The sequence below is a fragment of the Enterobacter sp. LU1 genome, assembly GCF_008271405.2.
GTDB classification, from domain to species: Bacteria; Pseudomonadota; Gammaproteobacteria; order Enterobacterales; family Enterobacteriaceae; genus Enterobacter; species Enterobacter hormaechei_C.
Genome location: NZ_CP043438.2, coordinates 1,054,098 through 1,080,516 on the forward strand (window position 1 = coordinate 1,054,098; position 26,419 = coordinate 1,080,516).

The 26,419-nt window shown below is 55.5% G+C and carries 25 protein-coding genes and 1 other RNA gene; 13 read left to right on the forward strand and 13 right to left on the reverse strand.

Annotation, left to right across the window (positions count from 1 at the left end):
• Window positions 1–18 precede the first annotated feature (18 nt).
• Window positions 19–879 (reverse strand): acyl-CoA thioesterase II, encoded by an 861-nt coding sequence (gene tesB, locus FZF21_RS04950; RefSeq protein ID WP_039271549.1) that lies wholly within the window; start codon window positions 877–879, stop codon window positions 19–21.
• A 203-nt stretch (window positions 880–1,082) separates the two neighbouring features.
• Between tesB and FZF21_RS04955 the strand changes: the two genes are divergently transcribed.
• Window positions 1,083–1,610 (forward strand): YbaY family lipoprotein, encoded by a 528-nt coding sequence (locus tag FZF21_RS04955; RefSeq protein WP_023296032.1) that lies wholly within the window; start codon window positions 1,083–1,085, stop codon window positions 1,608–1,610.
• 37 nt (window positions 1,611–1,647) lie between these two features.
• Here the strand turns inward: FZF21_RS04955 and FZF21_RS04960 are convergent, their stop codons facing one another.
• Window positions 1,648–1,959, reverse strand: a complete 312-nt coding sequence (locus FZF21_RS04960) for an MGMT family protein (protein ID WP_003859016.1) — start codon at window positions 1,957–1,959, stop codon at window positions 1,648–1,650.
• A 170-nt stretch (window positions 1,960–2,129) separates the two neighbouring features.
• Here FZF21_RS04960 and ffs point away from each other — a divergent pair.
• The 3 genes from ffs to FZF21_RS04975 all read left to right on the forward strand — a co-directional run bounded on the left by ffs (window position 2,130) and on the right by FZF21_RS04975 (window position 2,937).
• Window positions 2,130–2,226, forward strand: an RNA gene (ffs, locus tag FZF21_RS04965) — signal recognition particle sRNA small type.
• Between the two features lie 247 nt (window positions 2,227–2,473).
• On the forward strand, window positions 2,474–2,725 hold the full coding sequence (locus FZF21_RS04970) for a hypothetical protein (RefSeq protein ID WP_006809862.1): 252 nt from the start codon (window positions 2,474–2,476) through the stop codon (window positions 2,723–2,725).
• A complete protein-coding gene (locus FZF21_RS04975) occupies window positions 2,722–2,937 on the forward strand; it encodes a hypothetical protein (protein ID WP_015571263.1) in 216 nt (71 codons plus the stop codon). The genes FZF21_RS04970 and FZF21_RS04975 overlap by 4 nt, the downstream gene beginning before the upstream one ends.
• Window positions 2,938–3,007: 70 nt before the next feature.
• On the opposite strand, the gene FZF21_RS04980 is transcribed toward FZF21_RS04975, so the two are convergent.
• Window positions 3,008–4,429: a PLP-dependent aminotransferase family protein gene (locus FZF21_RS04980; RefSeq protein WP_039271548.1), complete on the reverse strand. Its 1,422-nt coding sequence runs from the start codon at window positions 4,427–4,429 to the stop codon at window positions 3,008–3,010.
• Between the two features lie 84 nt (window positions 4,430–4,513).
• Here FZF21_RS04980 and FZF21_RS04985 point away from each other — a divergent pair, with 84 nt between their 5' ends.
• The 3 genes from FZF21_RS04985 to FZF21_RS04995 all read left to right on the forward strand — a co-directional run bounded on the left by FZF21_RS04985 (window position 4,514) and on the right by FZF21_RS04995 (window position 9,466).
• A complete protein-coding gene (locus tag FZF21_RS04985) occupies window positions 4,514–5,125 on the forward strand; it encodes a membrane protein (RefSeq protein WP_015571261.1) in 612 nt (203 codons plus the stop codon).
• Between the two features lie 77 nt (window positions 5,126–5,202).
• Window positions 5,203–6,273, forward strand: a complete 1,071-nt coding sequence (locus FZF21_RS04990) for a LacI family DNA-binding transcriptional regulator (protein ID WP_015571260.1) — start codon at window positions 5,203–5,205, stop codon at window positions 6,271–6,273.
• Window positions 6,274–6,376: 103 nt separating this feature from the next.
• Complete coding sequence (locus FZF21_RS04995; protein WP_149121057.1) at window positions 6,377–9,466, forward strand: beta-galactosidase; 3,090 nt, start codon at window positions 6,377–6,379, stop codon at window positions 9,464–9,466.
• A gap of 35 nt (window positions 9,467–9,501) precedes the next feature.
• Here the strand turns inward: FZF21_RS04995 and FZF21_RS05000 are convergent, their stop codons facing one another.
• Window positions 9,502–10,317, reverse strand: a complete 816-nt coding sequence (locus tag FZF21_RS05000) for a nickel/cobalt efflux protein RcnA (protein WP_017694400.1) — start codon at window positions 10,315–10,317, stop codon at window positions 9,502–9,504.
• Window positions 10,318–10,451: 134 nt separating this feature from the next.
• On the opposite strand from FZF21_RS05000, the gene FZF21_RS05005 reads away from it, so the two are divergent.
• The gene (locus FZF21_RS05005; RefSeq protein ID WP_015571258.1) at window positions 10,452–10,724 is read left to right on the forward strand and encodes a metal-sensing transcriptional repressor; all 273 of its coding nucleotides are present in this window, start codon (window positions 10,452–10,454) and stop codon (window positions 10,722–10,724) included.
• On the opposite strand, the gene FZF21_RS05010 is transcribed toward FZF21_RS05005, so the two are convergent.
• A complete protein-coding gene (locus FZF21_RS05010; RefSeq protein ID WP_023303200.1) occupies window positions 10,717–12,285 on the reverse strand; it encodes an EAL domain-containing protein in 1,569 nt (522 codons plus the stop codon). The genes FZF21_RS05005 and FZF21_RS05010 overlap by 8 nt on opposite strands.
• 217 nt (window positions 12,286–12,502) lie before the next feature.
• Between FZF21_RS05010 and FZF21_RS05015 the strand changes: the two genes are divergently transcribed.
• Both FZF21_RS05015 and ykgO read left to right on the forward strand, forming a co-directional pair.
• The gene (locus FZF21_RS05015) at window positions 12,503–12,763 is read left to right on the forward strand and encodes a type B 50S ribosomal protein L31 (protein WP_015571255.1); all 261 of its coding nucleotides are present in this window, start codon (window positions 12,503–12,505) and stop codon (window positions 12,761–12,763) included.
• Window positions 12,764–12,765: 2 nt separating this feature from the next.
• Window positions 12,766–12,906: a type B 50S ribosomal protein L36 gene (gene ykgO, locus FZF21_RS05020; RefSeq protein ID WP_003859006.1), complete on the forward strand. Its 141-nt coding sequence runs from the start codon at window positions 12,766–12,768 to the stop codon at window positions 12,904–12,906.
• Here the strand turns inward: ykgO and FZF21_RS05025 are convergent.
• Complete coding sequence (locus FZF21_RS05025) at window positions 12,903–13,613, reverse strand: GNAT family protein (RefSeq protein ID WP_047738029.1); 711 nt, start codon at window positions 13,611–13,613, stop codon at window positions 12,903–12,905. The two genes, ykgO and FZF21_RS05025, sit on opposite strands and share 4 nt — an antisense overlap.
• Before the next feature lie 101 nt (window positions 13,614–13,714).
• Here FZF21_RS05025 and FZF21_RS05030 point away from each other — a divergent pair, with 101 nt between their 5' ends.
• Window positions 13,715–15,175 (forward strand): PLP-dependent aminotransferase family protein, encoded by a 1,461-nt coding sequence (locus FZF21_RS05030; RefSeq protein ID WP_033486652.1) that lies wholly within the window; start codon window positions 13,715–13,717, stop codon window positions 15,173–15,175.
• Here the strand turns inward: FZF21_RS05030 and FZF21_RS05035 are convergent.
• From FZF21_RS05035 to acrA, 6 genes are all read right to left on the reverse strand, one after another.
• Entirely contained in the window at window positions 15,147–15,614 is a 468-nt protein-coding gene (locus tag FZF21_RS05035; protein ID WP_015571252.1) for a YlaC family protein, read from the reverse strand. The genes FZF21_RS05030 and FZF21_RS05035 overlap by 29 nt on opposite strands.
• 116 nt (window positions 15,615–15,730) lie before the next feature.
• On the reverse strand, window positions 15,731–16,282 hold the full coding sequence (gene maa / locus FZF21_RS05040; protein ID WP_015571251.1) for a maltose O-acetyltransferase: 552 nt from the start codon (window positions 16,280–16,282) through the stop codon (window positions 15,731–15,733).
• Between the two features lie 208 nt (window positions 16,283–16,490).
• Window positions 16,491–16,709 (reverse strand): HHA domain-containing protein, encoded by a 219-nt coding sequence (locus FZF21_RS05045; protein ID WP_015571250.1) that lies wholly within the window; start codon window positions 16,707–16,709, stop codon window positions 16,491–16,493.
• A gap of 27 nt (window positions 16,710–16,736) precedes the next feature.
• The gene (gene tomB / locus FZF21_RS05050; protein WP_006809850.1) at window positions 16,737–17,111 is read right to left on the reverse strand and encodes an Hha toxicity modulator TomB; all 375 of its coding nucleotides are present in this window, start codon (window positions 17,109–17,111) and stop codon (window positions 16,737–16,739) included.
• A 510-nt stretch (window positions 17,112–17,621) separates the two neighbouring features.
• On the reverse strand, window positions 17,622–20,768 hold the full coding sequence (acrB, locus tag FZF21_RS05055) for a multidrug efflux RND transporter permease subunit AcrB (RefSeq protein WP_015571248.1): 3,147 nt from the start codon (window positions 20,766–20,768) through the stop codon (window positions 17,622–17,624).
• A gap of 22 nt (window positions 20,769–20,790) precedes the next feature.
• Entirely contained in the window at window positions 20,791–21,984 is a 1,194-nt protein-coding gene (gene acrA / locus FZF21_RS05060; protein ID WP_017694395.1) for a multidrug efflux RND transporter periplasmic adaptor subunit AcrA, read from the reverse strand.
• Window positions 21,985–22,125: 141 nt separating this feature from the next.
• Between acrA and acrR the strand changes: the two genes are divergently transcribed.
• Together acrR and mscK are read left to right on the forward strand one after the other, a co-directional pair.
• Window positions 22,126–22,779 carry a multidrug efflux transporter transcriptional repressor AcrR gene (gene acrR, locus FZF21_RS05065; RefSeq protein ID WP_015571247.1) on the forward strand — a complete coding sequence of 218 codons (654 nt, stop codon included), beginning with the start codon at window positions 22,126–22,128 and terminating at the stop codon, window positions 22,777–22,779.
• 113 nt (window positions 22,780–22,892) lie between these two features.
• Window positions 22,893–26,240 carry a mechanosensitive channel MscK gene (gene mscK / locus FZF21_RS05070; RefSeq protein WP_047738025.1) on the forward strand — a complete coding sequence of 1,116 codons (3,348 nt, stop codon included), beginning with the start codon at window positions 22,893–22,895 and terminating at the stop codon, window positions 26,238–26,240.
• Between the two features lies 1 nt (window position 26,241).
• Here mscK and rsmS read toward each other — a convergent pair whose 3' ends face one another.
• A complete protein-coding gene (gene rsmS, locus FZF21_RS05075; protein WP_047738024.1) occupies window positions 26,242–26,418 on the reverse strand; it encodes a pleiotropic regulatory protein RsmS in 177 nt (58 codons plus the stop codon).
• Window position 26,419: the final 1 nt, after the last annotated feature.

The following is a 26,419-nucleotide window of genomic DNA, read 5'->3' on the forward strand; positions in this document are numbered from 1 at the left end:
GCCACCGGGCTTTTTACATCACCCGCGATTACGCATCACACCTTCCTGCACGGTAGAAGCCACCAGCACGCCATCCTGAGTGTAAAACTCCCCGCGTACAAAGCCGCGCGCGCTGGACGCAGAGGTACTTTCCACGCTGTAAAGCAGCCATTCATTCATATCGAATGGACGGTGGAACCACATGGAATGGTCAATTGTGGCTACCTGCATCCCTTTTTCGAGGAAGCCCACACCGTGCGGCTGTAGCGCAACCGGCAGGAAGTTGAAATCCGACGCATACCCCAGCAGGTACTGATGCACGCGTAAATCTGCGGGTACGCTGCCGTTGGCGCGGATCCACACCTGACGGGCGGGCTCAGCGGTATGCCCCTTCATTGGGTTATGAAATTCGACCGGGCGGATCTCCAGCGGTTTATCGCACAGGAACTTCTCTTTTACCTGCGGCGGCAGCAGATGCGCGAGAGCGCGGGCAATTTCGGTTTCCGATTTCAGATCGTCCGGCGACGGGGCAGACGGCATCTTTTTTTGATGCTCATAGCCCGGCTCTGGCGCCTGGAACGAGGCGGTCATGTAGAAGATGGGTTTGCCATGCTGGATGGCCGCCACGCGACGGGCGCTGAAGCTTTGACCGTCACGCAGAACTTCCACGTCGTAAACAATCGGTTTAGCGCTGTCACCGGGGCGTAAAAAATAGCTGTGAAACGAGTGCACCAGACGGTCTGCCGGGACGGTCTCCCTGGCGGCATACAGCGCTTGCCCCACGACCTGGCCGCCAAAAACCTGGCGTAAGCCTAAATCCTCGCTCTGTCCGCGAAATAGCCCTTCTTCTATTTTTTCCAGGTTCAGCAATGTCAGCAGATTGTTCAGTGCCTGACTCATAGTGGTCCTCAATAAACGCCGTGGCGAAAGATACGCTGAGTATAACCCAGAAATGAAAGTGGTCCGATGGGTAGAATAATCTTAATATCCGGACGAAATTAGGCATAAATCCGTGATTTGTGCCACACTTGTATTCGTTGTGTGAATAAAACGACATCAGATGGGATCGATCCCGCTGGTGCATTGATGATAAGGAGACTTCAATGAAACTCGTGCCTATGCTCAGTGGTGTAGCAATTGCGGTAGCGTTGTCCGCCTGTGCTGGTAAGAGTGCCGATGTACCGGTGCCAACAGCAAGCGCAAACGGGATTAACACCCTTTCACAGCAAGCTATTCAGCAGCCAAATGTTTCCGGTACGATCTGGATCAAACAGAAGGTTGCGCTGCCGCCGGATGCGGTATTAACTGTCACGCTGTCTGATGCTTCCCTGGCGGATGCGCCGTCTAAAGTGCTTGCGCAGCGTGCGGTTCGTACAGAGGGTAAACAGGCGCCGTTCAGCTTTGTGCTGCCGTACAACCCGTCTGACGTGCAACCCAATGCGCGTATCCTCCTGAGCGCGGCGGTAACGATCAACGATAAGCTGGTCTTTATCACCGATACCGTGCAGGAAGCGGTCAACAAAGGCGGCACCAAAATCGACCTGACCCTGGTACCGGTGCAGCAAACTGAAGTACCTGTTGCAACGCAGACCAATCAGCCGACTCTGCCTACACCGCCAACACAGCTGTAATTCTCTTTCGCCCTCTCCATGTTGACGGGAGAGGGCGTCAGTACTCCCAGCGATACTTCTGCATATCAATTTGTCCTGCCCCGGACACCTGCACCCCTTCTGAAAGTAAAGCCTGACGCTGGCGCTGCAAGTCTGGCCCGGTGAGGGAAATGGCGCCATGGCGATTGACGACCCGGTGCCACGGTAACGTGCTTCCTTCTGGTAGCCTCCTTAGCACGCCGCCTACCTGACGCGCCGCGCGCGGAGAACCCGCCAGCCGGGCAACTTCCCCATAGGTCGTGACACAGCCTTCCGGGATCGAGGCTACGATTTGCCACACTCGCTGTGGGAAAGTGTCATGTTCGTCCATTGTTTCTCCTGCGGGAAATCAGCGAAGGGTAATGTTATACGAAGATAAAGAAGATTGTCGGGGCAGTTTGCGCAATAATCCAGCATCCGGTTGCTAGCGGCTTGCAATTGAGGTGCTCCACAGGGATAATGCGCCAGCGCGTTGGTTATCAACGCTCTCAATGGGGGCTCTGTTGGTTCTCCCGCAACGCTACTCTGTTCACCAGGTCAGGTCCGGAAGGAAGCAGCCAGGGCAGACGACGTGGGTGCCGGGATGTAGCTGGCAGGGCCCCCACCCATTTGAGCTCCTCTCCAGTCGTTCCCCTGAATAAACCTTCTAAATAATGTGACTATTGTATTTTTTGTAATGCAACCTTCATTTAACTGAAATAATAATGTCATAAACCTGTAATAATAGACTGTCATTTTATTTTTCGATGCCTTTATTCTGTTATAAGCTAAAAAATATATATCTGGATAACAAACTTATCTTCGTGTATTAAATTAAACACGTGTTCCGAAAGGATGTGACAATCATGGTTACTGCGGTTTTAAACGTTAAAATTGATGAAGCGCTAAAAGAAAGACTTCGCCACTATGCGGAAGACAATAATGAGAATTTAAGCGTGACCACAGAGAAACTGCTGCTGCTGGCATTTGAAGCAGTAGAAGAGGCGGGAGTATCGGAAGAGGATGTTGATAATCAGCATACGGAAGAAGAGAGCGTAACTCCATTTACTCCTAAAGAAATCAAAGCACTACGTAAACTTCTGAAGAAGAGAAAATGAAACAACAACTATCGACTGCCAGTGACTACAACGAGGCCTGCAATCTGTTACGTTCCGGCTACGTGAAACATGTTCGTCTTGGCTGGAATGTAGGAAGTGATGAGTTCTTTCGTATTGCGTCTGACTGGTGTGATACCGGTGCAAAAATAAAGAAAGAAGGGGATAATTTCATTATTTCGCTGAAAGGCTTCCCGATTCCACCTCAACATTAAGTTGTTCTTCATGAAAACTGCTGACTGCATGCGATACAGTCAGCAGTTTTTATTGTTTCTGGCGAATAATTTACACCAGGCTCCGTTTTACTGGCGCTACACTTTTATTTAATGCACGCCACAGCGGTTTGATCCGCAATAATGCCTCTTCAAGTTCTGGTGAACTGAGTGAGAAGGGCATACGCAGGTAGCGGTCAAACGCGCCTGATAGTCCAAAACGCGTGCCGGTGCCCATAATGATGCCTGTCGTTTCGGCGCGTGCCGCCAGCTGTGTCGCCAGCATGCCGGGTAATTCAATCCAGTATGAAAGCCCTCCCTCCGCTTCCTGAAACCGCCATTCGGGGAAATGTTCCCGCAGCATCTGGCCGCAGCGGTCGCGCCGTTCTGCCAGCATTTGCCGCCGGGCAGGCAGGAAGGTTGCACTGTTTTCGATAAGCCACAGCGTGGCCAGCTGTTCCAGCACCGGCGAGCCCAGATCCAGCGTGTCGCGCGTTTGCGCGAGGGTGGCGATAGTGCGTGACGAGGCGCGGATCCAGCCGAGACGCAGCCCACCCCAGAAGCTTTTACCTGCGGAACCCAGCGTCATCACCGTGGCCTCCGGGTTAAAGGCGGCCAGCGGCGGCGGCGGGGGAACATCGAACCAGAGATCGACCATGGTTTCATCCACCACCAGCGTGGTGCGGGTCTGCGCGGCGATGTCGGTTATGGTCTGGCGCGTCGCGGCATCCATGCAACGTCCGGTTGGATTATGAAAATCCGGCATCAGATAGGCCAGACGCGGGGCTGTCTGGGCAAGCGTTGCGGCAAAACCGTCGGTATCCCAGCCCGTTTCAGGCAGCGAGACGCCCACGGGCCGGCATAGCGCCCCCTGAATGGCGGCTATCGCCAGCGGGTAAGTGGGATGATCTACCACCACGCGATCCCCGGGGCCGGTCATCATTCTTAAGATCAGGGCAAAGCCGCTGACGGCGCCGTTCACCACCATCACTTCGTCTGCCCGGGTGGGGAGACCGCGTGCGGTGTAGCGGGCGGCGATAGCTTCACGTAGCGCCGGAAGCCCAAGCTGATCGTACCCGGTCAGCGCCAGATTCGGCGTGATGGCCGTCAGCGCGTGGGCGTAGGCCTGGTGGATCTCTGGCCCCGCGTTGAGTGCGGCGGTTGAGAGATCCAGCGCCGCGCTGGCAGTAGAAAGCGTGGGCACGGCGCGGCTGTCTGGCAGGATCGCCCGCGAACCGCTGCCGTGACGGCTCTCCAGATAACCCTCTTCCCGCAGATGCGCCAGCGCGCTGCTGATGGTGGTGCGGCTTACGCTCAGAGCGGCGGCCAGTTCCCGCTCTCCGGGCAGGCGCGTGTTTAACGCCAGCCTGCCATCCAGAATTAACAGGCGTAACGCGTCAGCCAGCTGGCGCCACAGCGGGGTACGGGAAGAGGCTTGCTGCCAGTGCCCTAACAGGCGAACCAGAGACTGGCTACCAAAACGACGTGATGACATGTGCAGTCCACTATTTGAAAACTGGACATTAATCATAGTGCCATTTTCACCGAAGATGGAACCTGGTTCTTCGGAGAAGAGAAAATGGTACGTCGTCTGGTACAACTTTATGTCGGTTTAGGCCTGTACGGGCTTTCAACCGCGATGTTTATTCGTTCGGATCTGGGTGTCGACCCGTGGGATGTCTTTCACCTTGGCGTCGCCATCCAGACCGGGATGAGCATCGGCACGGTGATTATTTTAACCGGGGCCGCGGTGCTGCTGCTGTGGATCCCGCTGCGTCAGCTGCCGGGACTGGGTACTATCAGTAATGTGATTTGTATTGGTCTGGCGGCCGATGCGTCAATGGCGCTGATCCCTGAGCTCACCTCGCTGCCCGTGCGCATCACCCTGCTGGTTTCCGGCATTGTGGTTAACGCCCTTGCCACCGGGATGTATATCGGCGCGGGTTTTGGCGCAGGCCCGCGCGACGGTCTGATGACCGGCATACATGCCCGGCTGGGCTGGTCGATCCGCAGCGTGCGTACCGCGATCGAGGTGACCGTGTTGATCGTCGGCTACCTCCTCGGGGGAGCGTTTGGCGTTGGAACCGTACTGTATGCATTAACCATCGGCCCGCTGATCCAGCTCTGTTTGCCGTGGTTTCGTCAGGGACCGCGCATTCAGAAAGCCGCGCGGCCGGAGCGGATTGTTTAATTTTGCGAAGCGCTCACAGGCTATGATGGCGTAACTGTGTCAGAATAGAGACTTCTCTTTTTACGACGCCAGAATGTATGAAAGCGATCACTCTTTATGACGTTGCCCGCGTGGCGGGCGTTTCCTATCAGACCGTTTCCCGGGTGATTAACGACGCAGAACACGTTTCTGCCCGTACGCGGGAAAAGGTCCGGCAGGCCATGGCGGCGCTACACTATGTGCCTAACCGTGGCGCGCAGCAGCTGGCCGGGAAACGTACCCGCACGCTGGGGCTAATGACCAGCGATCTGGCGCTGCATGCGCCGTCGCAAATCGCCTCAGCTGTAAAATCCCGGGCAGTGGAGCAGGGGGCTAGCGTACTCATCTCCATGGTGGAGCAACCCGCGCAGTGTCAGGCTGCTTTGCAGGAATTACTGGCGCAGCGCGTGGAGGCGCTGCTGGTGAACGTTCCGCTGGAAGATGCACAGGCAGAAATGCTTCAGGAAATGGCCTCGCCGACCCCGGTTCTTTTTCTCGATGTTTCCCCCACAGCTCGGGTTAACAGCCTTGTTTTCAATGCCGAACAGGGCGCTGGCCTGGGGGCAGAGCATCTGCTTTCGCTGGGGCACCAGCGAATTGCGCTGCTCGCCGGGCCGGAAAGTTCTGTCTCTGCCCGGGCTCGTCTGGCGGGATGGAAAACCACGCTGGCCCGGGCCGGCGTGGAGGCGTTTGCGGTGGCGCAGGGCGACTGGAGCGCGGCCTCGGGCTATGAGAAAGGGCATCAGCTCCTGGCGGGCGCGCAGCTGCCGGAGGCGATCCTCGTCGCTAACGATCAGATGGCGCTTGGCGTTTTACGCGCCTGTGCGGAAAAAGGCGTTGCGGTACCGGGGCAGATCTCGGTTGTCGGGTTTGATGATACGGCTGACAGCGCGTGGTTTTCACCTCCGCTCACCACCGTTCGGCAGGCGTTCCGCGAGGCCGGTGAGCGCAGCGTGGAGTGGCTGATGGCACCTGACCATCACGACGAATGCTGGCAGGAACAACTTCCCGTTACGTTGATAGTACGTCATTCCACCGCGCCGCGCGCCGCACAGCAGGCCGATCGTGAAGATCTGGCGCAACAGCTCAGAACGCTGGCGCTGCTGGCGGAGAAACTGGCGCGCAGCTAGCACTTTTGTGATCGTGCTCGCCTGGTGACGATCAAAGTCTTTACCGCCACCGTTTACCAGGGCATGTTGGCTGAAATTGTGAGCGCTTCGCGAAGAGGTTGATATGTCTTCTACATTACCGCTGACCCTCAGCGCACTTCTGGCGCGTCGTGACTGGGAAAACCCGGGCGTGACGCAGTGGAATCGTCTGGCTACACACGCGCCTTTTCATAGCTGGCGCGATGAAACCTTCGCCCGCGAGGATAAACTTTCGCTAAGCAAGTGTCTGCTTAACGGCGTCTGGCGATTCAGCTTTTTCCCGGCGCCAGAGCAGGTTCCCGAGGCATGGATAACGGACGATCTGGCTGACGCCGTTGAGATGCCCGTGCCGTCGAACTGGCAGATGGAGGGATTTGACACTCCCATCTATACCAACGTCACCTATCCGATAAATGTGAACCCGCCGTATGTTCCGGCTGAAAACCCAACTGGTTGTTACTCGCTCACATTTGAGATGAATGACGCCTGGCTGTGCAGCGGGCAAACCCGCATTATTTTTGACGGGGTGAATTCAGCTTTTCATCTGTGGTGTAACGGCCAGTGGGTGGGCTATTCGCAGGACAGCCGTCTGCCTGCGGAGTTCGATCTTAGCGCGGTGCTGCGACCGGGGCAGAACCGTCTGGCGGTGATGGTGTTACGCTGGTGCGACGGAAGCTACCTGGAAGATCAGGACATGTGGCGGATGAGCGGCATTTTCCGTGACGTCTCGCTGCTGCACAAGCCGGAAACGCGAATTGCCGATTATCAGATCGTGACCGATCTGAATGCCGAATGCGATCGGGCGATACTCCGGGTTGACGTTGCGCTGGAAGGCTCACGCTACGCCGAATGCGAGGTGGCGTTTACCCTGTGGCGTAACGGCGAAGCCTGCGCGCAAACCACGCAGCAGCCCGGATCGGCCATCGTGGACGAACGTGGCTGTTGGGCAGAACGGCTCACGGTGGCGATACCCGTGAACGCTCCCGCGCTGTGGAGCGCTGAAACACCGGAATGCTATCGGCTGACAATGTCGCTTCGGGATGCGCAGGGTAACGTGCTGGAGACTGAAGCCTGCGATGTCGGTTTCAGACGCGTCGAAATCAGCAACGGCCTGCTGAAGCTTAACGGCAAACCGCTGCTGATCCGCGGCGTGAACCGTCACGAACATCATCCTGAGAAGGGGCAGGTGATGGATGAGGCGACCATGCGCCGCGACATCGAACTGATGAAGCAGCATAACTTCAACGCCGTGCGCTGCTCGCATTATCCGAACCATCCTCTGTGGTACACGCTTTGCGATCGCTACGGCCTGTACGTGGTCGATGAGGCGAATATTGAAACCCACGGCATGGTGCCGATGAGCCGCCTGGCGGACGATCCGCGCTGGTTGCCTGCCATGAGCGAACGCGTAACGCGTATGGTGCAGCGGGACCGGAATCATCCGTCCATCATCATCTGGTCCCTGGGGAATGAGTCCGGGCATGGGGCGAACCACGATGCGCTGTACCGCTGGCTGAAAACCACCGATCCCACGCGGCCGGTGCAGTACGAAGGCGGCGGCGCGAGTACAGCCGCTACCGATATTGTCTGCCCGATGTATGCCCGCGTCGATCAGGATCAGCCGTTCCCGGCGGTGCCAAAGTGGTCGATTAAAAAGTGGATCGGCATGCCGGACGAAACCCGTCCGCTGATCCTCTGCGAGTATGCCCACGCGATGGGCAACAGCTTTGGCGGCTTTGCCAGCTACTGGCAGGCATTCCGCAGCCATCCCCGTTTGCAGGGCGGGTTTGTCTGGGACTGGGTCGATCAGGCGCTGACGAAAAAAGCGGAAGACGGCACGGCATTCTGGGCCTACGGCGGCGATTTTGGCGATAAGCCCAACGACCGTCAGTTCTGCCTCAACGGACTGGTGTTTCCCGATCGCACTCCGCATCCCGCCCTTTACGAGGCGCAGCGTGCCCAGCAGTTCTTTACCTTTATGCTGGTGAGCACCGCTCCGCTGGTCGTCGAGATCCAGAGCGAATATCTGTTCCGTCATACTGACAACGAATATCTGCGATGGTCGGTGGCGCGTGACGGTGCGGTATTGGCCTCCGGCGAAACACCCCTTTCTGTTGCGCCTCAGGAGACGCAGCGCGTTGAGATCCCGCTGCCTGAGCTTGACGCTGAGCCGGGCGAGGTCTGGCTCAACGTGGAGATCGTTCAGCCGCAGGCCACGCCGTGGTCGCCGCCCGGCCACCGTTGTGCCTGGGATCAGTGGCCGCTCCCGGCTCCGCTGTACCTTGCGCCACCGAAAGCAGGCGGAACCCCTCCGCAGCTAACGGTGCAGGACGAGGCGCTGGACATTACTCATCAGCAGCAGCGCTGGCAGTTTAGCCGTCTCACCGGAAACCTGGCCCAGTGGTGGAACGAGGGCGCTGAAACGCTCCGTTCCCCGCTAACGGATAACTTCACCCGCGCGCCGCTGGACAATGACATTGGCGTCAGCGAGGCGACCCGCATCGATCCGAACGCGTGGGTGGAACGCTGGAAAGCGGCAGGGATGTATGGGATGTCCGCGCGCCTCCTCCAGTGTGAAGCGGAGCAGCATGCCCGTGAGGTGGTGGTGACCACGCAGCACGTGTGGGAGCATCAGGGTAAAGCGCTGTTTATCAGCTGCAAGCTCTGGCGGATTGATGACCACGGGGTGCTGCACGGTGATGTGCAGGTGACGGTGGCGTCTGACATTCCTGAGCCCGCTCGCGTGGGCCTGAGCGTTATGCTGGCGGATATCCCGGAAACGGTGCGCTGGCTGGGGCTAGGCCCGCTGGAGAACTATCCGGACAGAAAACTGGCGGCGCAGCAGGGGCGTTGGGCGTTACCGCTGGAAGAGATGCAGACGCCGTATATCTTCCCGACGGAGAACGGCTTGCGCTGCGACACCCGCGAGCTGACGTTTGGCTCCCATCAGTTGCAGGGACAGTTCCATTTCTCCCTGAGCCGTTATAGCCAGCGGCAGCTGCATGAGACAACGCATCAGCATTTGCTGCGGGAAGAGGCTGGCTGCTGGTTGAATCTTGATGCGTTTCACATGGGCGTAGGGGGGGACGACTCATGGAGCCCGAGCGTAGCCCCGGCCTTCATTCTGCAAAACCGCCGGCTGCGCTACACGTTTAGCTGGCAGCAGAACGGCTGAGCCGACACGTGCGGCCACTGCCGTGGCCGCAATGCTTATCTCAGGATCCCGCTTGCGCCGTGAATGCTCATATAAATCCCGACTACCGCGATCAGTGCCGCTGAGATCCACGGCGCCTTGCGCGAAAAGGCGCTAAAGCCGGGCCAGCGCTTCGCCGCATGTTTCATGCTTAATGCGGCAATTGCGCCAGAGGCGACGAGAGTGAGCGCCAGTCCGATACTGAAACTGAACACCAGCGTGGCGCCGAGCGCGAAATGTTTCAGTTGCAGGCAGATCAGCAGCACCGTAATGGAGGCCGGACAGGGGATAAGCCCACCGGTCAGGCCGAATAGCGCGATTTGCCCGGTGGTGACCTCTTTACCGTTGAAGCGTCGGTTAATGTCCTGGGCGTGTGCGCGCTGGTGGGCATCCTGCCACTCCTCTTCAACCAGAGGAGACGTGTGGTCGTGATGATGCGCGTGGTCGTGATGATCATGATGGTGATGATGATCATCATGGTGGTGATGCGGCTGGCTCTCATGCCAGGTTCGCCACGCCATCCACAGGGCGATCAACACGATCAGAACCCCGGAAATCAACTGAAACCAGGGCTCAGAAGTATCTGCATCCCATCCCCGACCAAACCATAATCCCGCCATCGCAATGATCCAGACGACCGCCGTATGAGACAGCGTTGCGGACAACCCAAGCAACACAGCCTGTTTCAGCGTACCGCGGATCGCCACAATGAAAGCCGCCATCATTGTTTTTGAATGGCCTGGCTCAAGGCCATGGAGCGCGCCAAGCAGGATGGCGCTGGGGACAAACAGCCAGGCGTTACCCTGCTGTAGAAGAGAAGAAAAATCGTTCATTGAACATTCCGGGGTGGAAAACATGCCGAGAATACTACTCCCCCCCAGTAGTATAATACTACCCCCCAGTAGAAAAATACCCAGGGGGAGTAGAGCGTGATATGCTTTTTACGCCACCAAAGAGGAGCTAAGCGATGTCACACACAGTTCGTGATAAAAAGAAGTTATTGACCCGCCTGAAAAAAATTCAGGGGCAAAGCGCTGCGCTGGAAAAAATGCTTAACAGCGATCATGAATGCGCCGAGGTGTTACAGCAGCTGGCGGCGATCAGGGGCGCGGTAAACGGTATGATGATGCAAGTGATTGAGGGGCATTTAACCGATCACGTGGTGAAAGAGCCAGAGGAAGCGCAGCGCGAGGCCGATCTCGGGGTCGTGATGCAGGTGATCAAATCGTACCTTAAGTAATGTGCTTCTCCAGGTTGTGCCCGGCCCAGAGAATGAAATCCTCTTTAGGCAGCGCCTTGCTGAAATACCAGCCCTGGCCGTACTGCACGCCGTGGCGATGCAACCATTCGATCTGCCCTTCAGTTTCAATGCCTTCTGCGACCATCGCCAGTTTAAGCGATTTGGCCATTTCGATGATGTGGGGAGTCACGTTCTTGTACTCCAGCGCATCCACAAAGGATTTATCAATCTTCAGGGTATCGACATCCAGATCCTGCAAATAGCTCAGGCTGGAGTAACCCGTGCCAAAATCATCAATGTAGATAGCGTGTCCGGCGCGGCGAAACGCAGCGATGGCAGGCACGCTGACGGCGGGATCGGCAAAGCCGCGCTCGGTTAATTCAAGGGCGATCTGGCGCGGGTGGACGCCCCATTTGTTGAGCAACTGACTCAGCTGGCGAGGCAGCTCGGGGGACGTTAAATCCGATGGCGCAAGGTTGACAGAAATGTGCAGTTCCGGGTGATGATGCAGCCAGGCGCCTAAATCCTCAAACACCTTATTCACCACCAGCTGCGTCAGCGTTGAAATAAGCCCCGTCTGCTCAGCCAGCGGCACAAAGAGATTGGGCGACAGGTGACTGCCATCTGGCTGCGGCCAGCGCATCAGCGCTTCAGCACCCACCAGTTTTCCACTGCACAGCGCTACGATGGGCTGATAGTAAACCTCGATCTCCCGGTTGTTGATTGCGTCGATCAGGCGGTTACGCGGTGACAGCAAACGGCGGAGGATGCGCAGGACAATAAGGGCACCAGCCAGGCTTAGCAAGATGCCAGCCGGTAGCCAGATGATCAGCTGCTGGTGCCACGATTCCGCCAGCGGTTTTAACGACGCCCACGCGATCACCGTAAAACCCAGTTCGGGTACAGGTTTCAACACGTACATCGAGCCGTTGTATTGTACGCGCGTAACGTCCTGCTGCTCCTTAACGACAGAAAGAATATACGGGTCGACAATATTGCTTCTGGCAAATATCCGATGGGTTTCACTGCCCACCAGGGCGGCATCCATCGAAATTTCACCAAACGGGACAACATCCACAAGCGAGGCAGGATCAACCATCACCAGATAATGTCCTTTCCCCAGAACGGCCATATAGCGGTGAATGCCGAGGTCGTTTTGCGAGGTGAGCCACGCGCTATACCCGTCTGCGGTGATCCGCATCGGGGGCGGTAAGATCGCCGTATTACTGGATTGTTCAAGGGATGAGCAGAGCGGCTTCAGGTTATCGATATACATCACTTCCTGAATATAGCGCCATGAGAATTCAACCCGACGCATTTCGCGTAAATGCGGGGGAGTGCAGGGTGGGGCGTGGAATGTCTGTAGGTGCGTGAGCGCCTGTTTTGCCTGCGCAACGACTCTGTCGGTACGGATCAGGACGCGCGAGGCATAGCTGTCCAGAGCGTCCACAAATTTATCCTCTGCCTGACGATGCGCCAGCCAGATACTGAGGCACACAGGGACCAGCACAGAGAAGATCAGTATGCCTGTTACCAGGCTGACCAGATGTCGGGTTCGCATGCTGCTTTATCCTTTCCATATGCCCACCTTGGGCCTGGAGTTTGCGCGCCAGAAGAAAAAGTTTTTTATCGCTAAATGATATAGTTATAGCATGTGACAGTCTCAGGCAGGTATCTGAATCAACCTTTCAAAAACAGGCTGTGCGTGACAGGGGTTGTTTTTGCAGCAAAGCTCAGATAGTATTTTGTTATGTTATAACAATACATGAAGGCCAGAGATGAAACCGAATATCCATCCAACCTATCGCACCGTTGTGTTTCACGACACCACGGCTAATGAATACTTTAAAGTCGGCTCAACAATTAAGACAGACCGTGAAATTGAGCTGGAGGGGAAAACGTATCCCTACGTTACCCTTGATGTCTCCTCTAAATCACATCCGTTTTATACCGGGAAGCAGAAGACCTTCTCGACGGATGGCAGCGCGGCACGCTTCCGCAAGCGTTTTGGCGGCTTTCTTGATGCGAAGCGAGGCTAATCATGCAGGTGCTGAACTCATTGCGCAGTGCAAAACAGCGTCACCCGGATTGCCAGATAGTCAAACGCAAGGGACGCTTATACGTGATCTGCAAATCTAACCCGCGCTTTAAGGCGGTGCAGGGACGTAAAAAAAGACGCTAAACGCGCGTCTCTCGCCAGCTTTCCAGGGAGCTTTTCTGTTTGCCATCGGCGGTAAAATTGTCGGTGGCAAGCCAGCTTTCAAACGCGCTCGCCAGCGCTGGCCACTCTTTGTCGAGAATTGAAAACCAGTCGGTGTCCCGGTTTCGGCCTTTAATGACCAGCGCCTGGCGAAAACGCCCTTCAAACTGAAAGCCCAGACGCAGAGCCGCTTTGCGGGATGGTTCGTTCAGGCTGTTGCACTTCCATTCATAACGCCGGTAGCCCAGGGTATCGAACACGTACCGCATCAGCAGATACTGCGCTTCTGTCGACATGGGCGTGCGACTTAACAGTGACGAGAAGTGAACATGTCCCACTTCCACAACGCCGTTTTTAGGATCGATCCGCATCAAGGACAGCGTCCCGACAGGAGACTGGGTCTGGTTATCGATAACGGTAAAGTGGATGGGATCGGCTAATTCGCTCACGCTCGCCACCCATTTGGCAAACTCCTCTGCGGTGGTATCGGGTTCACGCAGCAGCCACGTCCAGCTTCGGGTATCTCCGGCCAGGGAATACGCAGAGAACAACGCCGGGGCATGCTCCACGCGCAGAGGCTCAAGCCGACAATAGCGACCCTGAAGTACCACCCGGGACGGGTGCGGGCGAGGCTGCCAGTCGATGAGGCTTTCGCCTACAGGTTGTCCAAACTCATTGAATGTATTCATCTTTATTCCCGTCAAATTGAAAAGATCTCCAGATTAATGAATTGCTGGTTCCTTAAAAAGAACCACCAGGCTATGTTTTTCTGGTACCACGAGGAGGAATGATGAATATACCGGGTGATGAGCTTTACACCTTGCTCCATGCTGCGCTGAAAAAACGTGGGGAAGAGACGCTCCAGCGTGCGCTCTATCTTGCTTTGCGGGAGGCCATACTGTGCGGAAGGCTTCGGTCCGGCAGCCATTTGCCCGGCTCACGAACGCTGGCGCAGCAGATCTCGGTGTCCCGAAACACCGTCAACGCGGCGCTGGACCAGCTCACGCTCGAAGGTTATTTGCTGCGTAGCCGCCAGGGTACGCGGGTGGGGCAATTCGCTCCTCGTACGATTACCCGGACATTACCGGACCCGGACGTCAGGCTGACAAAACGTGTCGCCCTGCTGCCCGCGCCTGTGCCGCGCGACACCCCGGTGATGGCGTTTACGCCGGGAACGCCTGCCATCAACTATTTCCCCTTACCGCTGTGGCGGCGGTTGTACGATCGTGTTCTGCGCGAGGAGGGAAGCACCCTGTTAGGGTATGGCGACCCGGCCGGCGAGCCGACGCTGCGGGCCGCCGTTGCCCGCCATCTTGCGCTGTCCCGCGGCATTGACTGCGATGCCAGCCAGATTGTGATAACCGAAGGGGCGCTGGAGGGCGTCAATCTGTGCACGATGCTGTTAAGCGAGCCGGGGGATGTTGCCTGGGTGGAAAATCCCGGCTATAGCGGCGCCAAAAGCGCTTTCGTCAAAACCGGCCTGGCGATGTCCGGCATACCGGTGGATGACGAGGGGATGTGCTGGGAAGGGCTGTCTGCGCCTTCACCCACGCTGATTTTTACCTCGCCATCGCATCAGTTCCCTTGCGGAAGCGTGCTCAGCGCGCGGCGGCGTCTGGCGCTGCTGGAACTGGCCCGGCAGCACAGCGCGTGGATCATTGAGGATGATTACGACAGCGAATTTCGTTATACCGGTGAGCCCGTCCCGGCGATGCTCGGAATGGTCAACAATGCGCCCGTTGTGTATCTGGGGACGTTCAGCAAAACGCTGTTTCCATCGCTCCGGATGGGGTTCATGGTGTTACCGCCAGCGCTGGCGAAGGCGGCGCGTCCGGCCATCGGCTCGCTGCTGCGCGGCGGGCATCGCGCTGAACAGCGTACCCTGGCGCTGTTTATTGAGGAAGGCCACTATGCACGACATCTTGCCGCCATGCGCCGCCTTTATCGTAAGCGTTACCGCCAGCTGCGGGAGGTGCTGAGCGCAGAGCTTCATACGCCGCACCGTGTTCTTGCCGGGGAAGGGGGAATGCATCTGACGCTGGCAATTGACGGTATCGACGACCAGCGGCTGGTGGAGCAGGCGAGAGCGTTTCAGCTGGCACCCGCTGCGCTGAGCGGGTATTACCTTGAGACGAAGCAGGGGCAAACCGGTCTGGTTTTAGGTTACGGTAATACCTCTGCTTCGCAGTTTGCGCCGGGTATCCGACGTCTTCAGGCGCTCATTACACAGCAGTGGGGCGGGAAAGGGTAAAGACATCATAAAAAGAGAGCTGGCCCTTAGTGATGACCATTTTCTGCAACTTCTCTTTTTGCCCGGCTTCGACGGCCGGCGAGTGCAGGATGCTGTCGATCAGCTCCTTCGGCACGTAGCGCGTGTTGTACCACTCCCCGTTGTAGCACACGCGGAAATCGAGTACGTCGATATCTTCATACCGGTAACGCGGATTGACGTCGAAAAAGAAAAACGCGTTAAACACCACGAACAGCACAACCAGTAGCCAGACGGAATCAACCAGTGTTTCAGACTTCAGCATGACGATAAGCGTTGCCAGCCAGGCGGCGTACATGGCGACGAACAATCCGGGGTGTTTGCGAATAAAGCTGATGCTAAAGCGCGGGCGATTGTCGCGCTTTTCGCGGGTATTGAGATCGTCGATGGTGGCGGTAAGCAGGCGCTGTATCTCTGTCATTTTTTGCCTTTATGATTGTTAAAAATACAGGTGATCTGCCTATTTTATGAGAGGGGTTTATGCGATGAAAGTAACAGTTATGCCAGGAAAAAGCATAACAGTTACTCAGGATGCGCTTAGATCATTTTAATGATTTTCGCCGGATTCCCGCCCACTACCGCATTGGCCGGCACGTCTTTGGTCACTACCGCGCCGGAAGCGATAACCGCATTATCGCCAATGGTCACGCCTGGATTAATCACCGCGCGTCCGCCGATCCAGACATTATCACCAATGGTGACCGGTTTACCGTACTCCAGCCCGCTGTTACGTTCGGTCGCGTCCAGAGGATGCGTGGCCGTATAAATGTGCACTCCCGGCGCAAGCATACAGTTATCGCCAATGCGGACAGGGCAGACGTCCAGCATGACGCAATCGAAGTTAGCGTAAAAATTGTTGCCCAGATAGATGTTATACCCGTAGTCGCAGCGGAAGCTTGGCTCTATATAGGCACCTTCGCTTTGACCCAGCAGGTCAGCTAATAAGGCGCGACGTTCGGCCTTCTCATCGGGTGCGGTATGGTTATAGCGGTGAACAAGATGACGCGCGCGTAAACGGTCAGCCCTCAGCGTGTCATCGCCAGGGCGGTAATATTCACCTGCAATCATCTTCTGTTTTTCTTCACTCATGGGAACCTCTCTGGAATCGTTTTACGCAGCGTAAAGAGGATTAACCAGAAAGGGAACGTTCCCTAAAAGTGGCTGTGACGGGAGTCACAACATTCTTGCGCATAAATACGTTTTATACGGGAACCTGGCGTTTGCATTTGAAGCGTAATTCGAAAGGTAAATTCAGCTTAACAACGGGCGTAATGCCTTTACAGTCTCTCTTCAACGATTAACGAACAAATTTCCACACCGAAGAGGGGATCTTGTCATACAGTTTATTCATGGTCAGCTCAGCAAGACGATGGTCGGCAGCTGAATAAAATACCGCCAGTTCATTATCAGACAGCTCGTATTTATTTTTCTCAATAACTCGTTCAAGGGTGTCAATTGACTGGCAGCGTCGCAGGCGCATCAAATAATCGACTTTTGTTAATGGTTTATCAGACATAAATTCACCTTAGTAATTGTAATAATTTTAACAGGAAAGACTAACCGGATTAGCTCTGCTGACATTAGTGAAGCAGCGAAATAGACGGTTTCCTGATTTACGCCATTTCTGCAAATCCTGTGCGTTAATGCCGTAGCTGCTGAACAACATAAAGGTGTCGTCCAGGTATTCATCAATTTGCTCTATCAACTTATTATCTTCATTGTACTTAATTTTATAATTAAGTGCGAAGGTGGCGATATGCTCGATCAGCTCGTTAAGCTGTAAATTGATAGCAGACGTTGGATCGTTCACCCAGCCATGGTTACTTTCTTCAAGATTGGCAAGGCAGTCATGGTACAAGGATTCGCAGAGAAATTTCAACTGCGCGATATCATGCCTTTTTGGCGAGTACTCGTCCATAGCGCATCCCCTTCTGAGTGATTTTTTACTCACCGAACATCATGTCGGGATGGATACAACTTGCTTAGCCACACGGGAGCTGTGTTCCTGATAACTCTAACTATAAGCCACTCTGATCAAGATTTCACCGCGCTATTACGAAAAATTACAATTAAATCGTTACTGTTCGAGCCTTTACGCAAATCTACCTTTTGCAGCGAACGCGTTAATCAATAAAAAAGACGGTTTTTATCGGTTCCTTAGAATTCATTGAGTTAGCGCAAAGTTTCATGTGAAGTCCGAAACCAGATATCTTCAGATATTTTCCATTGCTTAGGAATAGTCCGAATAATTTACGTCACGAAATGATAATAAAAGAATGCTGAGTTCCTGGTGTAAGTTATCGGCCTATTATGATAGGCCTTATTAAAAAAGAGGAAAATAAATAGAAAGGCAATAGGTCTATTTTATGATTTTTTCTGAAAAAGAAAAAGGCCGCAAATGCGGCCTTTTTATCATGTGAAACCGGTATCAGTGATGTTCTACCGAATGATTGTGCTCAACGTCTTCATTCTTACGGCTGAAGCGGCGGCGAACCACCACGAAGAACACCGGTACGAAGAAGATCGCAAGAACGGTCGCGGTTACCATCCCACCCATTACGCCGGTACCTACTGCGTTCTGTGCGCCGGAGCCCGCGCCGGAGCTGATAACCAGCGGCATAACGCCGAGGATAAATGCCAGGGACGTCATCAGGATTGGACGCAAACGCATACGAACGGCTTCCAGCGTTGCTTCAATCAGGCCTTTTCCTTCTTTCTCCATCAGATCTTTGGCGAATTCGACGATTAGTATCGCGTTCTTCGCCGACAAGCCAATGGTTGTCAGCAGGCCCACCTGGAAGTAAACGTCGTTGGTCAGCCCACGGAACGTTGCGGCAAGCAGCGCACCGATAACCCCCAGCGGAACCACCAGCATAACGGAGAATGGAATCGACCAGCTCTCATACAATGCCGCCAGACACAGGAACACCACAATCAGTGAAATGGCGTACAGGGCAGGGGCCTGGTTACCGGACAGACGTTCCTGATAGGACATGCCGGTCCAGTCGTAGCCGACACCCGCAGGCAGTTTGCTGGCCAGTTCTTCCATCAGGTTCATGGCTTCACCGGTGCTTCGGCCCGGCGCTGCCTGACCGAGGATTTCCATCGATGGCAAGCCGTTATAACGCTCCAGACGCGGTGAACCGTATTCCCAGCGCGAGGTTGAGAAGGCGGAGAATGGCACCATCTGGCCATCGCTGCCGCGAACATACCAGTTGTTGATATCGTTCGGCAGCATACGGTATTGCGCTTCGGACATCACGTAGACTTTCTTCACGCGACCACGGTCGATGAAGTCGTTGACGTAGCTGCCACCCCAGGCTGCACCCAGCGTGGTATTAATGTCGCTGATGGAAACACCCAGCGCCTGCGCTTTTTCCTGGTCGATATCGATCTTGTACTGCGGCGTATCTTCCAGACCGTTAGGGCGAACGCCCACCAGCAGGTCAGGGTGTTTTGCCACCTCGCCAAACAGCTGGTTACGCGCCTGAGTCAGTTTTTCGTGGCCCAGACCGCCCTGGTCAATCAGCTGGAAGTCGAAGCCGGTCGCCGTACCCAGTTCAACAATCGCTGGCAGGTTAAAGGCGAAGACCATCGCATCTTTAATCTGTGAGAAGGTGCCCATCGCGCGGCCGGTAATGGCTTCTACCTTGTTCTCTGCGCCCGGACGTTCAGACCAGTCTTTCAGAGAAACGAAGGCGATACCGGTGTTCTGACCACGACCCGCGAAGCCAAAGCCGTTAACCGCAAACACGGATTCGACGTTGTCTTTCTCTTTGGTCAGGAAGTAGTCGGTCATTTCATCCAGCACCTTTTGCGTACGCTCTTGCGTCGCACCGGCCGGAAGCTGCGCCATACTCAGGAACACGCCCTGGTCTTCATCTGGCAGGAACGAGCTTGGCAGACGAACGAACAGGAAAGCCATGCCCACCACGATGATGATATAGAGCAGCAGGTAACGACCGGTGCTGCGCAGGATGTTACCCACGCTGTCGGTGTAGTGGTGCGTACTCTTATCAAACATGCGGTTGAACCAGCCGAAGAAGCCTTTATGCTCGCCGTGACCGCCTTTCTGAATCGGCTTCAACATCGTCGCGCACAGGGCTGGCGTCAGGATCAGTGCAACCAGTACCGACAGCGCCATCGCCGAAACTATCGTGATGGAGAACTGACGGTAAATCGCACCGGTAGAGCCACCAAAGAAGGCCATCGGGATAAATACCGCAGACAGTACCATCGCGATACCGACCAGCGCGCCCTGGATCTGGCCCATTGATTTACGGGTTGCTTCCTTCGGCGGCAGGCCTTCTTCCGCCATGACACGCTCGACGTTTTCGACCACCACGATGGCGTCATCCACCAGCAGGCCGATGGCGAGCACCATCCCGAACATCGTCAGGGTGTTTATCGAGTAGCCAAATATCGCCAGCACCGCGAAGGTCCCGAGCAGTACAACCGGCACGGCGATGGTTGGGATCAGCGTTGCGCGGAAGTTTTGCAGGAACAGGTACATCACCAGGAAGACGAGAATGATCGCCTCAACCAGGGTTTTCACCACTTCGTGAATCGAAATTTTAACGAATGGCGTGGTGTCATACGGGTAAACGATTTTCAGACCTGACGGGAAGAACGGTTCCATCTTCTTCAGTTCTGCACGGATAGCCGTCGCGGTGTCCAGGGCGTTCGCGCCCGTCGCCAGTTTGATACCCAGACCGGAAGCCGGTTTACCGTTGAACTTCGCAATGATGTCGTAGTTCTCACCGCCCAGCTCAACCTTCGCCACGTCACGCAGGCGAACCTGCGAACCGTCCTGATTCACCTTCAGCAGAATTTTGCTGAACTCATCGGCGGAGGTCAGACGCGTTTGCGCGATGATCGACGCGTTAAGCTGCTGGCCTTTCACCGGCGGTGTACCACCCAACTGACCGGCGGCAACCTGGGCGTTCTGCGCTTTAATTGCGCTGATAACGTCAACCGGCGTCAGCTGGAAGTTGTTCAGTTTATTCGGATCCATCCAGATACGCATCGCGTACTGGGAACCGAACAGCTGAACGTCACCCACACCAGACGTACGGCTGATGGCGTCCTTCATGTTGGCGCCCACGTAGTCGGAAATATCCTCCTGCGTCATGGTGCCGTTGGTGTTGATCACGCCGACAACCATCAGGAAGCTACTGGACGATTTCTCGACGCTCACGCCCTGCTGTTGTACTTCCTGCGGCAGCAGAGGCATCGCCAGCTGCAATTTGTTCTGCACCTGAACCTGTGCAATGTCCGCATCCGTACCGGATTCAAAGGTCAGGGTGATCTGAACCGTACCGGTTGAGTCACTGTTTGAGGACATGTACATCAGGTTATCGATACCGTTCATGTTCTGTTCGATAACCTGCGTAACGGTATCCTGCACCGTTTTGGCATCAGCGCCCGGATAGGTTGCGGAGATCGTCACTGCCGGCGGCGCAATCGTTGGATATTGCGCGACAGGCAGCTTCAGGATCGCAAGTCCCCCGGCCAGCATGATGATTATGGCGATCACCCACGCAAATATGGGGCGATCGATAAAGAAATTAGGCATGTCTTAACGGCTCCTGTTTAAGTTAAGACTTGGTTTGTTCTGACTGGCCAGCGGCCGACGCTTGTTGTTTGTCGTCAGATTTCACTTCCTGAGCTTTGACCTGCGCACCAGGACGAACTTTTTGCAAACCAGTAATAATTACGCGATCGCCATCTTTCAGACCTTCCGTTACCAGCCACTTGTCGCCAATCGCCTGCGTTGCAGTGATATTGCGTGTTTCGACTTTGTTATCGGCACCCACAACCAGTGCGCTCGCATCACCGCGTGGCGTACGGGTCACACCTTGCTGAGGAACCAGAATGGCGCTTGGGTTAGTCCCTTCCTCAAGACGGGCGCGTACGAACATACCGGGCAGCAGGGTTTTATCCGGATTGGGGAAAATGGCCCGGATGGTGATAGAGCCGGTGGTCTGATCGACGGTCACATCAGAAAATTCCAGTGTGCCAGTCTGTGAGAACTTGATACCGTCGTTGGTAACCAGTTCCACTTTGGCTTTACCGTTTTCCTGTTTCAGGGTGCCGTTAGCCAGCTCCTGTTTGAGACGCAGGAAATCGTTGCTGGACTGGGTGACGTCAACGTAGATCGGGTCGAGCTGCTGCACGGTGGCCAGCGCGTTGGTTTGACCGTTCTGCACCAGCGCACCTTCGGTGACGGCTGATTTACCAATGCGACCGCTGATAGGGGAGGTCACTTTGGTGTAGGCCAGGTTAATACGCGCGGTTTCTACCGCCGCTTTCGCCGCCACAACGGCTGCGTTGGCTTGCTGTGCATCGGCCAGGGCAGAATCGTAATCCTGTTGGCTGATGTACTGCGTGCCGAGCAGTTTCTTGTAACGATTCAACGTCAGCTGCGAGATTTTGGCTGCCGCTTCGGCTTTGGCCAGATCGCCCTTAGCGCTCTCATAAGACGCCTGATAGGTTGCTGGATCAATCTGATACAGAGACTCGCCTGCCTTGACATCACCGCCTTCGGTGAAGTTACGTTTCAGGATGATACCGCTCACCTGCGGACGCACTTCCGCAATGCGGTAGGCGCTGGTGCGGCCCGGTAGTTCTGTTGTCATCTGGAGAGGTTCGGATTTGAGCGTCACGACGCCAACTTCTGGCACCTGCTGAGCTCCTTGTTGAGCCTGTTTGTCGTCACATCCTGTAAGCGCTAAGCTGCCTGAGAGCATCAGAACGACCGCCAGAGGCGTTAACCCTCTGTTTTTGTTCATATGTAAACCTCGAGTGTCCGATTTCAAATTGATCAAGGGTCCTGAGTCTAAAAACCCATTGCTGCGTTTATATTATCGTCATGCTATGGTACATACATTCATAAATGTATGTAAATCTGACTCCTGTAAATTCATCAACGTATGGCACGAAAAACCAAACAACAAGCGCTGGAAACCCGACAACACATTCTGGATGTGGCAATGCGTTTGTTCTCACAGCAGGGTGTTTCGGCAACCTCGCTGGCACAGATTGCTCAGGCCGCGGGCGTCACGCGGGGAGCGATTTACTGGCATTTCAAAGACAAGTCCGATCTGTTTGGTGAAATCTGGGAGCTTTCAGAGTCCAGCATTAGCGATCTTGAGAGTGAGTATCGGGCAAAATTCCCTCACGATCCACTCTCAGTGTTAAGAGAAATTCTAGTATATATCCTTGAAGCGACGGTTGTTGAAGAGCGTCGTCGTCTGATGATGGAAATCATCTTCCATAAATGTGAGTTCGTCGGTGAAATGGCGGTGGTTCAACAGGCGCAGCGCGACCTGTGTCTGGAAAGCTACGATCGCATCGAACAGGTCCTCACGGAGTGCATGCAGGCCAAAATGCTTCCTGCCACATTACTCACCCGCCGGGCGGCGATCCTGATGCGCAGCTATATTTCCGGCCTGATGGAAAACTGGCTTTTTGCTCCGGAGTCGTTCGATCTCAGATCAGAGGCGCGCAGCTACGTCGAAATTTTTCTTGAGATGTGCCAGCTCTGTCCGACCCTTCAAAGTAAACTTAGCCCGCGCTCTGCCTGATCGGGCATGGGAAAAATCGTAGACCCTTTCCGTCGTACTATTCTGCTTCAGCCGGGCGTGATATCCTTCATGCCCGACTATTTCCGGTCATTTCTCACATCACATTCACAACTATGCTGCACATCAATCGCTCGCAACATCCTGTTCTGGCCCTGTTTTTGATCCTGCTGTTTTACTTTGCAGCCGCGCCGCTTTCATGGGCCCGTGCAGACAACGGCAGTGACATTCCCACGCGTGCTGATGTTCAGTCGCAACTCGACACCCTGAATAAGCAAAAAGATCTCTCCGCCCAGGAAAAGCTCGTTCAGCAGGATCTGACGGAAACCCTGGAAACGCTGGACAAGATCGATCGCATCAAAGCCGAAACGGCCCAGCTACGGCAGAAGGTCGCTCAGGCGCCGGAGAACATGCGTAAGGCAACGGAGGCGCTGAGTGCGCTCAGCGACGTCGATAACGACGATGAAACCCGAAAAACGCTTGCCACGCTGTCGTTGCGCCAGCTTGAGTCGCGCGTGGCGCAGCTGCTGGACGATCTGCAAACGGCGCAGTCCGATCTCTCAACCTACAACAGCCAGCTGGTTTCGCTGCAAACCCAGCCTGAGCGCGTGCAGAACGCTATGTACTCGGCGTCGCAACAGCTACAGCAGATACGTAACCGTCTGAATGGCATCACCGTGGGGGAAGGGGCGCTTCGTCCCACCCAGCAAACGCTGCTGAACATCCAGCAGACGCTGCTAAACGCGGAGATTGAACAGCAGCGTAAGAGCCTGGAAGGCAACACGGTGCTACAGGATGCGCTGCAAAAACAGCGTGACTACGTGACCGCGAATATCAACCGGCTTGAGCATCAGCTTCAGCTGTTGCAGGAAGCGGTGAACAGCAAGCGCCTGACGCTGACTGAAAAAACGGCGCAGGAAGCGGTTTCGCCAGACGAGACGGCCCGTATTCAGGCCAACCCGCTGGTGAAGCAGGAGCTGGAGATTAACCACCAGCTGAGCGAGCGTCTGATTCAGGCGACTGAAAACGGCAGCGCGCTGGTGCAGCAAAATATTAAGGTCAAAAACTGGCTGGATCGCGCTTTGCAGGCCGAGCGCAACGTCAAGGAGCAGATTGCCGTCCTGAAGGGCAGCCTGCTGCTGTCGCGCATTCTCTACCAGCAACAGCAGACGCTGCCTTCCGCCGACGAGCTGGAAGACATGACCAACCGCATTGCGGATTTGCGTCTTGAACAGTTTGACGTTAACCAGCAGCGCGATGCGCTATTCCAGAGCGATACCTTCGTTGCCAAAGTGGAAGAGGGCCATTCAGGTGAAGTGAACGCTGAAGTTCACGACGCGCTGTTGCAGGTGGTGGACATGCGCCGCGAATTGCTCGATCAGCTTAACAAGCAGCTGGGCAACCAGCTGATGATGGCGATTAACCTGCAAATCAACCAGCAGCAGCTGGTGAGCGTTTCTAAAAGCCTCCAGGAGATCCTGACCCAGCAGATTTTCTGGGTGAACAGCAATAAACCCATGGACTGGGACTGGTTTAAATCTTTCCCGGAAACGCTGAAATCCCAGATCAAAAGCATGAAAATTACCGTGAACTGGGAGAAAGCCTGGCCTGCGGTGATGATTGCCTTCCTGACGGGGCTGCCTTTGCTGCTCATCGCTGGCGTCATACGCTGGCGTTTGAAATGGCTGAAACAGTACCAGGCGAAGCTGGCCTCGGAAGTGGGGCAACTGCGTAACGACAGCCAGCTGCACACCCCGAAAGCGATCCTGATCGATCTGATCCGTGCTCTGCCGGTCTGCCTGTTGATACTCGCCGTGGGCCTGATCCTGCTGACCATGCAGCTGAATATCAGCGATCTGCTGTGGGCGTTCAGCAAGAAGCTGGCGCTGTTCTGGCTGGTGTTTGGTCTGTGCTGGAAAGTGCTGGAAAAAGATGGCGTCGCCGTCCGCCACTTCAACATGCCGGAAAAACTCACCAGCCACTGGCGTCGCCAGATTGTGCGCATCAGCCTCGCGCTGCTGCCGCTGCACTTCTGGTCAGTTGTGGCGGAGCTTTCCCCGCTGCACCTGATGGATGACGTGCTGGGGCAACTGGTGATTATGCTGAACCTGCTGCTGATTGCCGTTCTGATGTGGCCAATGTGCCGCGACAGCTGGCGGGATAAAGAGTCCCACAATCTTCGTCTGGCTACCGTAACGGTACTGGCGATCATTCCTCTGGCGCTGATGGTGCTGACGGCGACGGGTTACTTCTATACCACGCTGCGTCTGTCCGGTCGCTGGATCGAAACGGTTTATCTGGTGATTGTATGGAACCTGCTGTTCCAGACCGTGCTGCGTGGTTTGAGCGTGGCGGCGCGCCGCATTGCGTATCGTCGTGCTGTTGCCCGTCGGCAGCATCAGGTGAAAGAGGGGGCTGAAGGGGCAGAGCCGCAGGAAGAGCCGACCATTGCTCTGGAGCAGGTTAACCAGCAAACGATGCGTATTACCATGCTGGTGATGATCGCCCTGTTTGCGGTGATGTTCTGGGCCATCTGGTCTGATTTAATTACCGTCTTCGCCTACCTCGACAGTATCACGCTCTGGCAATACAACGGTACCGAAGCGGGCGCTGCGGTAATGAAAAGCGTCACCATGGGCAGCCTGCTCTTTGCGCTGGTGTCGTCAGTGGTTGCCTGGGCGTTGATCCGCAACCTGCCGGGTCTGCTGGAAGTGCTGGTGCTCTCAAGGCTGAACCTGCGTCAGGGGGCGTCGTACGCTATTACCACCATCCTGAACTATGTCATTATTATTGTCGGGGCGATGACGGTATTCGGCTCGCTGGGCGTCTCGTGGGATAAACTCCAGTGGCTGGCGGCGGCGTTGTCGGTGGGTCTGGGCTTCGGCTTGCAGGAGATCTTCGGTAACTTTGTCTCTGGCCTGATTATCCTGTTCGAACGTCCGGTGCGTATCGGCGATACCGTCACCATCGGTACTTTCTCCGGGACCGTCAGCAAGATCCGCATTCGTGCGACCACCATTACCGACTTCGATCGTAAAGAGGTGATCATCCCGAACAAAGCGTTTGTGACCGAGCGTCTGATCAACTGGTCGCTCTCGGATACCACCACTCGCGTGGTGATCCGACTCGGGGTGGCCTATGGCTCGGATCTGGACAAGGTGAAAGAGGTACTGCTGAAGGCGGCAGCCGACCATCCAAAAGTGATGCACGATCCTGCGCCAGCGGTATTCTTCACCACCTTCGGGCCGAGCACTTTGGATCATGAGCTGCGCCTGTACGTACGCGAACTGCGCGATCGCAGCTACACCGTCGATGAGCTGAACCGCACCATTGACCGTCTGTGTCGTGAAAACGATATTAATATCGCCTTTAACCAGCTTGAGGTTCATCTGCGCAACGAGAAAGGCGATGAGCATACGGAAGTGAAGCGCGAGATTAAGGGGGACGACCCTACTCTCGCCTAATCTATTTCCCTCTCCCCTCTGGGGAGAGGGCAGGGTGAGGGGAAATTTTCCCCTCAAAATCTCGTCGCACAATCTCCAGCGCTTTCAGCACCGTCTCCGCCGGGATCTCGTGATTTTCCAGCAGCATAATTAAATCGACGGCCAGCTTGACCTCGTCGGGGGCATTTTCCAGTGACATC

Coding starts and splice junctions, on each gene's coding strand:
- FZF21_RS05035 (WP_015571252.1), bottom strand. CDS start 15,614: ATGACAGAGATACAGCGCCTGCTTACCGCCACCATCGACGATCTCAAT.
- FZF21_RS05005 (WP_015571258.1), top strand. CDS start 10,452: ATGTCACACACAGTTCGTGATAAAAAGAAGTTATTGACCCGCCTGAAA.
- ykgO (WP_003859006.1), top strand. CDS start 12,766: ATGCAGGTGCTGAACTCATTGCGCAGTGCAAAACAGCGTCACCCGGAT.
- FZF21_RS05030 (WP_033486652.1), top strand. CDS start 13,715: ATGAATATACCGGGTGATGAGCTTTACACCTTGCTCCATGCTGCGCTG.
- FZF21_RS05025 (WP_047738029.1), bottom strand. CDS start 13,613: ATGAATACATTCAATGAGTTTGGACAACCTGTAGGCGAAAGCCTCATC.
- FZF21_RS04960 (WP_003859016.1), bottom strand. CDS start 1,959: ATGGACGAACATGACACTTTCCCACAGCGAGTGTGGCAAATCGTAGCC.
- FZF21_RS04975 (WP_015571263.1), top strand. CDS start 2,722: ATGAAACAACAACTATCGACTGCCAGTGACTACAACGAGGCCTGCAAT.
- FZF21_RS05010 (WP_023303200.1), bottom strand. CDS start 12,285: ATGCGAACCCGACATCTGGTCAGCCTGGTAACAGGCATACTGATCTTC.
- acrR (WP_015571247.1), top strand. CDS start 22,126: ATGGCACGAAAAACCAAACAACAAGCGCTGGAAACCCGACAACACATT.
- tesB (WP_039271549.1), bottom strand. CDS start 879: ATGAGTCAGGCACTGAACAATCTGCTGACATTGCTGAACCTGGAAAAA.
- FZF21_RS04990 (WP_015571260.1), top strand. CDS start 5,203: ATGAAAGCGATCACTCTTTATGACGTTGCCCGCGTGGCGGGCGTTTCC.
- acrB (WP_015571248.1), bottom strand. CDS start 20,768: ATGCCTAATTTCTTTATCGATCGCCCCATATTTGCGTGGGTGATCGCC.
- FZF21_RS04985 (WP_015571261.1), top strand. CDS start 4,514: ATGGTACGTCGTCTGGTACAACTTTATGTCGGTTTAGGCCTGTACGGG.
- maa (WP_015571251.1), bottom strand. CDS start 16,282: ATGAGTGAAGAAAAACAGAAGATGATTGCAGGTGAATATTACCGCCCT.
- FZF21_RS04970 (WP_006809862.1), top strand. CDS start 2,474: ATGGTTACTGCGGTTTTAAACGTTAAAATTGATGAAGCGCTAAAAGAA.
- FZF21_RS05000 (WP_017694400.1), bottom strand. CDS start 10,317: ATGAACGATTTTTCTTCTCTTCTACAGCAGGGTAACGCCTGGCTGTTT.
- FZF21_RS04980 (WP_039271548.1), bottom strand. CDS start 4,429: ATGTCATCACGTCGTTTTGGTAGCCAGTCTCTGGTTCGCCTGTTAGGG.
- tomB (WP_006809850.1), bottom strand. CDS start 17,111: ATGGACGAGTACTCGCCAAAAAGGCATGATATCGCGCAGTTGAAATTT.
- FZF21_RS05045 (WP_015571250.1), bottom strand. CDS start 16,709: ATGTCTGATAAACCATTAACAAAAGTCGATTATTTGATGCGCCTGCGA.
- mscK (WP_047738025.1), top strand. CDS start 22,893: ATGCTGCACATCAATCGCTCGCAACATCCTGTTCTGGCCCTGTTTTTG.
- acrA (WP_017694395.1), bottom strand. CDS start 21,984: ATGAACAAAAACAGAGGGTTAACGCCTCTGGCGGTCGTTCTGATGCTC.
- FZF21_RS05015 (WP_015571255.1), top strand. CDS start 12,503: ATGAAACCGAATATCCATCCAACCTATCGCACCGTTGTGTTTCACGAC.
- rsmS (WP_047738024.1), bottom strand. CDS start 26,418: ATGTCACTGGAAAATGCCCCCGACGAGGTCAAGCTGGCCGTCGATTTA.
- FZF21_RS04955 (WP_023296032.1), top strand. CDS start 1,083: ATGAAACTCGTGCCTATGCTCAGTGGTGTAGCAATTGCGGTAGCGTTG.
- FZF21_RS04995 (WP_149121057.1), top strand. CDS start 6,377: ATGTCTTCTACATTACCGCTGACCCTCAGCGCACTTCTGGCGCGTCGT.